The sequence below is a fragment of the Streptomyces sp. NPDC058964 genome (genome assembly GCF_042741275.1).
Taxonomy (GTDB): Bacteria; Actinomycetota; Actinomycetes; order Streptomycetales; family Streptomycetaceae; genus Streptomyces.
The window spans coordinates 1-9,196 of the sequence record NZ_JBHYKH010000283.1 but is presented as its reverse complement, the minus strand read 5'-3'; the positions used below and the strand labels follow the sequence as shown (position 1 = coordinate 9,196).

General features: G+C 70.1%; 10 protein-coding genes and 2 pseudogenes. 5 read left to right on the top strand and 7 right to left on the bottom strand.

Annotation, left to right across the window (positions count from 1 at the left end; all coding sequences use genetic code 11):
• A partial coding sequence (locus ACFW2E_RS29020; protein ID WP_384470025.1) for a PAS domain-containing protein occupies positions 1 to 407 on the bottom strand: 407 nt, incomplete at its 3' end.
• A gap of 231 nt (positions 408 to 638) precedes the next feature.
• On the opposite strand from ACFW2E_RS29020, the gene ACFW2E_RS29015 reads away from it, so the two are divergent.
• The 3 genes from ACFW2E_RS29015 (at position 639) to ACFW2E_RS29005 (ending at position 2,562) form a co-directional block, all read left to right on the top strand.
• Positions 639 to 1,292: a hypothetical protein gene (locus ACFW2E_RS29015; protein WP_384470024.1), complete on the top strand. Its 654-nt coding sequence runs from the start codon at positions 639 to 641 to the stop codon at positions 1,290 to 1,292.
• A 416-nt stretch (positions 1,293 to 1,708) separates the two neighbouring features.
• Complete coding sequence (locus ACFW2E_RS29010; protein WP_384470023.1) at positions 1,709 to 1,915, top strand: hypothetical protein; 207 nt, start codon at positions 1,709 to 1,711, stop codon at positions 1,913 to 1,915.
• Between the two features lie 107 nt (positions 1,916 to 2,022).
• Positions 2,023 to 2,562, top strand: coding sequence for a hypothetical protein (locus ACFW2E_RS29005; protein WP_384470027.1), 540 nt, complete (start codon positions 2,023 to 2,025; stop codon positions 2,560 to 2,562).
• 121 nt (positions 2,563 to 2,683) lie between these two features.
• Here the strand turns inward: ACFW2E_RS29005 and ACFW2E_RS29000 are convergent, their stop codons facing one another.
• Positions 2,684 to 3,091 carry a PPOX class F420-dependent oxidoreductase gene (locus tag ACFW2E_RS29000; RefSeq protein WP_384470022.1) on the bottom strand — a complete coding sequence of 136 codons (408 nt, stop codon included), beginning with the start codon at positions 3,089 to 3,091 and terminating at the stop codon, positions 2,684 to 2,686.
• Between the two features lie 370 nt (positions 3,092 to 3,461).
• Between ACFW2E_RS29000 and ACFW2E_RS28995 the strand changes: the two genes are divergently transcribed.
• A complete protein-coding gene (locus ACFW2E_RS28995; protein WP_384470021.1) occupies positions 3,462 to 3,617 on the top strand; it encodes a DUF6131 family protein in 156 nt (51 codons plus the stop codon).
• Positions 3,618 to 3,955: 338 nt separating this feature from the next.
• Positions 3,956 to 4,294, top strand: a pseudogene (locus ACFW2E_RS28990) (dihydrolipoyl dehydrogenase); the annotation flags it as partial.
• A gap of 129 nt (positions 4,295 to 4,423) precedes the next feature.
• Here the strand turns inward: ACFW2E_RS28990 and ACFW2E_RS28985 are convergent.
• The 5 genes and pseudogenes from ACFW2E_RS28985 to ACFW2E_RS28965 all read right to left on the bottom strand — a co-directional run.
• Positions 4,424 to 4,591 (bottom strand): annotated as a pseudogene (locus ACFW2E_RS28985) (FAD-dependent oxidoreductase); the annotation flags it as partial.
• A gap of 274 nt (positions 4,592 to 4,865) precedes the next feature.
• The gene (helR, locus tag ACFW2E_RS28980) at positions 4,866 to 7,034 is read right to left on the bottom strand and encodes an RNA polymerase recycling motor ATPase HelR (protein ID WP_384470020.1); all 2,169 of its coding nucleotides are present in this window, start codon (positions 7,032 to 7,034) and stop codon (positions 4,866 to 4,868) included.
• A gap of 436 nt (positions 7,035 to 7,470) precedes the next feature.
• A complete protein-coding gene (locus tag ACFW2E_RS28975; protein WP_384470019.1) occupies positions 7,471 to 7,869 on the bottom strand; it encodes a hypothetical protein in 399 nt (132 codons plus the stop codon).
• A gap of 86 nt (positions 7,870 to 7,955) precedes the next feature.
• Positions 7,956 to 8,246 carry a zinc-binding dehydrogenase gene (locus ACFW2E_RS28970; RefSeq protein WP_384470018.1) on the bottom strand — a complete coding sequence of 97 codons (291 nt, stop codon included), beginning with the start codon at positions 8,244 to 8,246 and terminating at the stop codon, positions 7,956 to 7,958.
• Positions 8,247 to 8,549: 303 nt separating this feature from the next.
• A partial coding sequence (locus tag ACFW2E_RS28965) for a sigma factor-like helix-turn-helix DNA-binding protein (protein WP_384470017.1) occupies positions 8,550 to 9,196 on the bottom strand: 647 nt, incomplete at its 5' end.

Below are 9,196 nucleotides of genomic sequence, written 5' to 3'. Positions count from 1 at the left end.
GTACACTCGGAAATCAGGCCCTGGAGAATCCCCTGCTGCGCCGCCAACCGGCTACCCGCCGCCCGGGCGGCCGCCCCCCCGGGGGCGCCCCCCGCGCCCTGGTGCGACAGCGGGCAGAACGTCACAGCGGCGTGCAGCGTCCCTCCGTCCCGGTGACGGAGGTCCAGTACCGTGCTGCGGGGCGTGTGCCCCTTGCAGAGGGCATACGGCAGGTGCCCAGGGGGCGTCGCCAGCAGCTGGGCCGCCGGCTCGCCGAGTACGTCCTCGGGCGAATGCCCGAGCAGGCGCTGGGCCGAGGACCCCCACCCCGTGATGCGGCCGTCGTCATCCAGCACGGCGGTAGCGGCCTTGGAGAGGTCCGCGGGACTGCGGAACTCGACATGGGGGGCCTTCGGAAAACGATCCATGACACCGCTTCCCTTCGTGCCCCCTCAGCATCCCGTGCCGCAAGACGGGTCACAACCGCACGAGCGGCGTCCGCCGCGGAACCCCGCCGGCGCAAGAAGCGACTGCGGACGACCGCGACGGCCACACTGGGCCGACCCGTGTGGATCGTGCTGGTTCGCTGCCCGATAAGGTCGACGCGTACATGTCGGGTGCCGGGCAGTGGCTCGGTGTCAACGGGTAGGAGCGGTGCCGTGGTCGGCGAGGCGCGGGGGACCTTCAAGGAGCGGATGGCGGAGGCCCGTCGTCTCAGGCCCGGTGCTCGTGCGCATCTCTTCGACGGCCGTCCCCAGGTCGTGATCACGACCACTCAGTTGCTGCCCGAGCAGGCGATCCAGCTGGCCACCGCCTACGGCTACCGTCACCTGGAGACGCGAGGCAGCAAGAGCGTGCGGCGCCGGGTGTTCGTGCCGGATCCGGACCCGGCGGCACGCTGGGAGGCGGTCCCGCCGGGTACTCCCTTCGAGGTGGCCGCGCAGCACCCGGCCTTCCACGGGGGCAGCGCTCGTGCCGCGCGCAACCACGCCGAGCTGATCAGGAACGAGATGAATCTGATCAAGCTCATTCCCGCAGCGGTGGTCATTTTTCTCGGGGTGATCGGAATGGCTGCACAGATGATCAGTACTGGGAAACCGGTGCTGCTCGTACCGATGTGCTTCGGCGTGTTCCTGGTCGCGGCCCTGGTTCTGCTCACGCGCTCGCGGATGCGCAAGCGGCGCGAGCTGCTGGCACATGCGGATCGGCTGATGCGCGCGTACCCGCCCCACGGCCTCCGGGCCTGGACGCCCGCCCCCCACCCCCCGGCGCCCGCAGCACCGACCCAGTCGGGCGGCCATCAGCCGGTGTAGCCGACATGGAAGGCGTAGCGCTCGCACGGGTGCGCTACGCCCGGCTTGCCCGGGGTCCCCTTCGACGGCCAGGGGGCGAAGCCGTTGCCGTCGTACCGGTCCAGACGGGTGCTGCCGCAGTTGCCGCTGCGAAAGCCGAGGAAGTCGTGGTCGACGTCCGGACCGCTGGTACAGCCATCCGCTGGTCGGACCGGACCACCGTCTCGGGGTTCATCTCACCAAGTCGGTTGGCGGCGACGAGGGTTCCGGACGCGTGCTGGGCACCTCTGATCCGGGGTCCGGCTGAGGGCGGACACGTTGATGACGGCATTCACGACCGGGTTTGCCTCCGAAGGGTCGCGGTCACGGGCTACGGTGCGGCCATGCCGCAGTCGCCTCTAGGCCGGAATGACGAAGTCACCAGCAGGGAAGCCTTCGTGACCTTCATCGCCCACCTCCGCGATGACTTCGTGGAGCGAGGTGAGCAGTGGGAGAACGCCACCCTGGACCGCTTTCTGGACGCGCTGGCCGGTTGGATCGCCGATTCCCCCGGCTGGTACGGCAACGTACATCAGGAAATGCCGCCCGACGGCGACTGGACGTTCTTCGCCCGCGCGCTGAGCGCCGCTGTCGTCTACGAGTAACGAGCGCCACATGGCTGCTGCGCCGGGCTCACCTGAACGTGCTGTGGCTCGTCCGCCTTGACCGGTAGCGTGCGGAACTGACTCAGGGGAGTGGGCCGGTGCGTCCGGTGCTGCTGGTGGACGTTGACGGACCGCTCAATCCGTATGCGGCGAAGCCCTGCCGGCGCCCCGAGGGCTACGGAACGCACCGGCTGCTGACACCGCGGTGGGCGGCCGCGGAGCGGCGTCGGCTTGCCGACTGGGGGCTGCCCGGCAAACCTGTGAAGCCGCTGCGGGTCTGGCTCAACCCCGACCACGGGCCGGCCCTCACCGCGCTGCCCTTCGACCTGGTCTGGGCGACGACATGGGAAGAGGAAGCCAACGAATTCCTCGCGCCCCTGCTGGGCCTCCCCGCCCTGCCGTTCATCGCCTGGTCCGAATCGCGGCCCCGGCCGCAGGACGGCGTGTTCTGGAAGACACCGGAAATCGTCGCCTGGGCGCAAGGCCGCCCGTTCACCTGGGCCGACGACCAGATCACCGAGGCGGATCGCGCTTGGACCCGAGGTCACCACGACGGTCCAGCCCTTCTGCACCGGGTTGATCCCAGGACCGGGCTCTGCGCCGACGACTTCGCCCTCTTGGCCGAATGGGCGTACAGCCTGGCCTGACGCGAACGGGTCCGGGCCTGCGTCGGACCGCCAACCGGGCCAAGACGAACACGAGGCGCACCAGGCCCGGGTCGGGCGCGGAGGAATGACGGTTCGTCACGCAGGCCCTGTCGGTAACGTCCTAGAGGGACCCGACGACCTTGTGCGGGGTGATGCGGATGACGACCCGCTGTGCGTCGTCCTTCGATGCCGGGTTGAAGTCGGCGTAGTCCTGGCCGGTGTACTTCCGGGAGAGCTCGTCGATGAGTTCCGCCGCGCCTTCGGTGGTGATGCCTGCACTTCCGCGGATCTCCACGTAGGTGTAGGGGGCGTTCGGGGGGTTCATGATGACGGACACCCGGGGGTCACGGCTCAGGTTGCGCTCCTTCCGGCGGCCGGCCGTCGTGGAGATGAGCAGGTCCTCGCCGTCGCGCTTGACCCAGGTGATCGACTGCTGCGGGCTGCCGTCGGGCTGAATGGTGGCCACCGAGGCGAAGACCGGGTTGTCGTCGATGTAGTGCTTCAGGTTGTCCGGGAGGGTGGCGGACATGGTGTGGTCCTTTCCAGTATGCGGCTACTCCATGCCATTACACGCATACGTTATGCGATCACTGCTGCCTGCTGCCCCTGCCCCCGAGGAGGACGTCGACATCCTGGCCGCGGCCGCGTCGACGTGTCCCACCGGGAGTACGCGGCCTGTGAACGCTTCGCGGACCGGCTCGCGGCGGCGGCCATGGTCGGCCAGTTCCCCGGCGAGCGGGCTGTGTTCAGGAGTCGGTACTGACGACGGGCGCCGCCCGATTCACCGACATCGAGTGGGCCTCGAGGCGCCCGTCGCGGAGGTTCGCCTCAGGAGGGGTGACGTCGCCGAATCGGGGGACTCGGGACCTGGGAGTCATGTCAACGGTTGGAGGCACATCGTGATCGCCATCGGCATCATCCTGCTCATCATCGGTTTCGTCACGGGCATCTCGATCCTGTGGACCATCGGCATCATCCTGGTCGTGATCGGCGCGATCCTGTGGATCATGGGCTCCATGGGCCACGCGGTAGCCGGTCGACGCCACTACTGGTGATCGCGGGCCCTTCGCCCCCATCGCCCTCCTCTCGTCGGGAGCGCACTGGGGTACACCCTTCCGGCGAAGGCGGCCGGACCTCGTCGCCATGACGGTGCCGCCTCCGCCGGACTGCCGGCGGGCGTGAGTGTGGTGGCGTCGGCGTGCGGCGCGCGGTTGATGCGCTGTTGCATCGCCGCTTCCTTTGCCGCCTCGTCCTTCGCCTCGTTTCCCCATTTCACGGACCAGGCCGACGGCCCGGCCCAGCGTGGTGAGCTTCGCTTCGAGGGTGTCCCCAGCGGAGAAGTGGGTGGTCGCCGAGCCCATACCGCCGAGGCCGAAGGCCACCTCACATGTTGACGTTCTGCCAGCCGCAGATCGCCAGCTTCGGATGGACGGAGACGCAGGCGCGTGAGCGCGGTTTCGACGTGCGGGTCGTGAAGTTCCCGTTCACCGCCAACGGCAAGGCTCAGGGCCTCGCCGACGCGGCGGGCTTTGTGAAGTTCCTCAGCGACGGAGCCCACGGCGAGCTGCTGGGCGCACACCTCATCGGCGCGGAGGTGACCGAGCTGCTGCCGGAGCTGACCCTGACGCAGCAGTGGGACCTGACCGTGCACGAGGTGGCCCGGAACGTTCATGCCCACCCGACTCTCAGCGAGGCCGTCAAGGAGGCCGTCCACGGACTGGCCGGCCACATGGGCACGCGGGATCATCACGTAGTCGAGCTCCGTCGTTTCCGCCCCGGCGATGCTCTCCGCCGCCACGATGCCCATCGACTCGGCGGCGTGGGCCAGCATCAGCTTGGCCGTGACATCGCCGATCGCGAAGATGTGGGGGACGCTGGTGCGCAGCCGGCCGTCGACGTCGATGGCACCCCGCTCGGTGACCCGCACTCCCGTGTTCTCCAGGCCGTAGCCGGTGACATTGGGCTGGAAGCCGATGGCCTGCAGCACCTTGTCGGCCTCCGGCACCTGCTGCTGCCCGCCCCGCGACACGGTCACCCTGACCTTCCCGCCCTGCTCGGAGATCGCGTCGACCCGGGTGGAGGTGAGAAACGTCGATGCCGAGGCGCCGGTAGCGAGGGGCCACTTCCGCGGAGTTCGACCGCCGTGCGCAGCCCCAGCTGGGCCGAACGGACGGCGGCCGTGTACCCGCCCGGGCCGGCACCCAGGACGACGACGTCGAAATGCTGGCTGAAGCCGAGGGTGCCACGACGGGGTCGCGGGAGGTCCGCGGCGTGCTGGTGCCGCCGCGACTGTCCGGGCGCTGTCAGGAGCTCGTGAGGATGACGAGCCGCTGGGTCGCCCGGGTCATGGCGACATAGCGGTCGACCGCGCCTTCGACGCCGTTGCCGAAATTCTCCGGATCGACGAGGACGACCAGGTCGAACTCGAGCCCCTTCGACAGCTCCGGTGTCAGCGACCGGACGCGGGGCGTCGAACGGAAGCCCGGATCGCCGATGACGCACGCGGTTCCCTCCGCGTGCGAGGCGAGCCAGTTGTCGAGGATCGAGCTCAGATCCGAGGTTGACCCGTGTGCGACGGGCACTCCGGTGCCGCGGATGGAGGTGGGCACGTTGGCGTCCGGGAGCACGGCCCGGATCACCGGCTCGGCCGCTGCCATGATCTCCTCCGGTGTCCGGTAGTTGATGCTGAGGGAGGCCAGCTCGATCCGGTCGAGGCCGACCCGCTCGAGTCGTTCCTGCCACGACTCGGTGAACCCGTGTCTTGCCTGGGCGCGGTCCCCGACGATGGTGAAGCTCCGGGACGGGCACCGCAGGAGCAGCATCTGCCACTCCGCGTCGGTCAGTTCCTGCGCCTCGTCCACGACGACGTGCGCGAACGGACCGGCGAGCAGGTCCGGTTCAGTTCCGGGCTGTGCGGAGTCGTCGACCAGGCTGTCCCGCATGTCCTGGCCGCGCAGCATCGTCACCACCCCCTCACCGTCGTCGTCGGCCTCCAGCAGGGCATCGACGACCTTGGCCATGTGCTCGCGTTCGGCGGCGACGGAGGCCTTGTGCCGACGCCTGCGTCGTGCCGCCTCCGGGTCGCCCAGGCGCTGCCGCGCCGCGTCCAGGAACGGGAGGTCGGACACGGTCCAGGACCGGGCGTCCTCGCGCTGGAGCCGCTGGACGTCCTCGCGGCTGAGCCAGGGAGCGGACATCCGCAGGTAGGCGGGTACCGACCACAGGTCTCCGACGAGATCGGCCGCCTCGAGCAGCGGCCACGCGCGATTGAAGGCGGTCAACAGCTCCCTGTTGCGCGACAGGGACCTGCGGAGCAGATCGGCCGGGACTTCGCCGTCATCCCCCGAGGAATCGCCGTCGTGCTTGTCCGTCAGGATCGTGAGCAGTTCCTCCCAGACCTGGTCGCGCGCCTCATTGTGCGGAGTACCGGGTTCCGCGGCTTCGAACGCCAAGGCCCAGTCGTCGGCGCTCAGCGGGATGTCGGACCAGTGGGTCGTGACCGTCATCCCCTCGGTGGGCGGCTCCTCGTAGAACCTGACAGCCCTCTCGATCGACTTCACCAGTTCCGCGGACGACTTCAGGCGGGCCACGTCCGGATCCGCCTCGGCGGTCGCGGCCGTTCCCTCGGCGACGAGGTCCCGCAGGGTGCAGATCTGCACGCCCTCCTCTCCGAGGCTGGGGAGGACGTCGGCGACGTACCCGAGGTAGGGCTGGTGCGGACCGACGAACAGCACACCGCCCCGGCGATGACCGAGGCGAGGGTCGGCGTAGAGCAGATAGGCGGAGCGGTGCAGGGCGACCACGGTCTTCCCCGTACCGGGACCACCGTCCACGACGAGAGCGCCACGCGAGCCGGCGCGGATGACGGCGTCCTGGTCGGCCTGGATCGTGCCGAGAACGTCCCGCATCCGTGGCGACCGGTCGCTGCCCAGGCTGGCGATGAAGGCGGACTGGTCGTCGAGTGCGGCGTGACCGGCGAACCCGTCAGGGGTGAACACCTCGTCCCAGTAGTCGCTGATCCGGCCGCGGGTCCAGCGATACCTGCGGCGGCTCGTCAGACCCATCGGGTTGGCGTGGGTCGCGCCGAAGAAGGGTTCGGCCGCGGGGGAGCGCCAGTCGAGCAGCAGCCGGCGCCCCGCGCTGTCCTTGAGGCCGAGCCGTCCGACGTACACGGGCTCGGAGCCGTCCGCGCCCACCATGTGACCGAGACACAGGTCCAGTCCGAAGCGACGCAGCGTGCGCAGGCGAGCGGTCAGCCGGTGGACCTCGATGTCCCGGTCCATCGCCTGCTGACCCGCACCGCCGGGTGCCCTGCGCTCGGCGTCGAGGCGGTCCGACACCTCGGCGATCGACTGCTCGAGACACTGTGCGACGGCCGCGAAGTGCCGCTCGTCGTCGGCGATCAGCGCCGGGTCGGCCTTGGGGGAGAGACGGTCGGGAAGGTCGAACGCGCTGGTGGTCAGAGGGTTCACGTAAGCAGCTCCGATCGGTGGTCGCTCACGACCATTGGGCACGGTGAGGCGTCTGGCACGGCGCGACGAGCAGGGTGAACAAGCCGGGCAGTGCTCCGCCGGCGTGGGCGCCGAGGCAGTCGCCCGGTTCAGGTCGCCGGCGTTCGTGGGTCGTCGTGTGCTGGATGCCGGTTCACGACTTTGCGTCGTCACGCGTGCACGGGCGGCCTTTCTCGGCCGGTCGTCTCGTGCAGCGGTTCCGCGCGCATGTCGCGACTCAGCGCCGTCCCGCGTGCGACCCGTACGTCAGCAAAGGACACTCAATTCACGACCCCGTTTCCGCGGATTCTCGCCTCGGCGGGAGATTCTGCGGTATGCCCGGGGCCTTGCCGCAAGCCCCCCGGTGCGCTATATGTTGAACATGGCAAGGAGTGGGTGACCTCCTTGCCTTTGTCGTTCACCGGCGGAGAACGAGGCCGGTGACGGAGAACGAGCCCGGTGACCCCGACAACTCCCGCTCCCCCAAGGGGAAATGGCTTCTGAGTGTGCCGAAGCCGCGGACGCAGTGGTCAGTGGATGCAGAGCCGCCCGGCGCATGACGAGGGCGCAGAGCCGTGACCTGTTCCAGGACCGAGCGGGAGGGCTCGGGCAGTGGGCCGCCGTACGGCAGCAGCGGCACAAGCAGTTGGCGCAGACCGGCGAACGGCAACTGGGACTCCGCCTCGACGCCGATGGCGCCCGCCACCCGGAAACCCGTCTCTTCGGCCGAGGCCGTGGCCGCTGGAAGCAGCACGCTCTCGTCCATGCCGGGCCCGCCACGCAGCACGGCGAAGGCGGCGTGCGCCGGACAGGACATCACCTCTTCCAACCGCGGGAGCCGCGCCTGCCCCCCCGACGAGTCGATGCTCGCTGTGCCTGGTCGCCCCGGCGCACACACTGGCTTCAGACCCCGCCGTCGTCCTCGCTCACGCGGATCACGATCTTCCCCCGGGGGTGCTCGGCCTTCAGGGCCTCATAGGCGGCACGCGTCTGTGCGAGCGGGACGACGCGGTCCACGACCGGGGTGAGGCGATCGGCGTCGATCAGCTCGGTGACGGCCTCGAGGCCGTCACGGTCCGGCTCGACGACGAAGAACACCCCGCGTGCGCCATGCGCGGCGGCCTCGTCCGCGTTCGGCGGTTGCACGATGCTGACCAGCGTGCCGCCAGGGCGCAGCGCCGCCCACGAGGACAAGGGCCTCGTCCGCGGCCGGCTCGGGACGTGGCGCGGTCTCGTACGCCAGTTGCTCCGGGCCGCCCCGCTTGTGGGCTCGGACAGCGCGCATGGTGCTCATCAGTCAGCACTCCTTGCGACGAGGGCGGTACCGAGACCGGCCCCGGACCGTGCCGACGGCTCCGCTCACCGAGCGGCGTGGCGTCCCTCTCAGGATGCGGCCGATCGGGAGCGGACGGCTTCCGTCGAATGCCCGAAGCCCGCTTCGGAACCCCTCGCGCACCGCCGGCCCCGCGCGGCCGTCGGAGCCGTCGGCTCTCGCTCTCAGGTGATGAGGCGCCTGGCCCGGTTCGCCTCCCGATTGAGCGCCCAGGCATCCGCCACGGGGCCCACGTGCCCGAGCTTGTCCGGGTTGATCACCGAGTGGATCGCCTGGATCCGTCCGTCGAGGATGTCGAGTGCCAAGGTGTTGAGGACCTTGCCGTCCCGGTCGCGGAAGACCGCGCCCGGCTGGCCGTTCACCTGGTGAGGCTCCACCGTGACATCGATCCTCTCGAGCGGTGGGGCGATGGCGGCGAGTACCCGGGCCACGTTGTCCGCGCCGAAGACGCCCTTGCCCCACTGCGGGGCCTTGCCACCGCTGTCACTGGCCATCTGGACGTCGGCGGCGAGGAGCTCCCGCAGTCCGGCGACATCGCCTTCCCTGAAGGCGTCGAAGAACCTTTCGGCGAGCTCCTCACGCTCCCTGCGGTCGGCCTCGAAGCGTGGCCGGCCCGCGTCCATGTGGCGTCGCGCCCGCACCCCGAGCTGGCGGCACGCCGACTCCGACCGGCCGACGGCCGCCGCGATCTCCCGGAAGCCGAACCCGAACACCTCGCGCAGCACGAAGACCGCCCGCGGGGGGGGGGGGCGGGCGCCCGGGACCCACACCCCCCCCCAACCCCAAGAGCCCGGCCGCGCGGCCCGAAGCA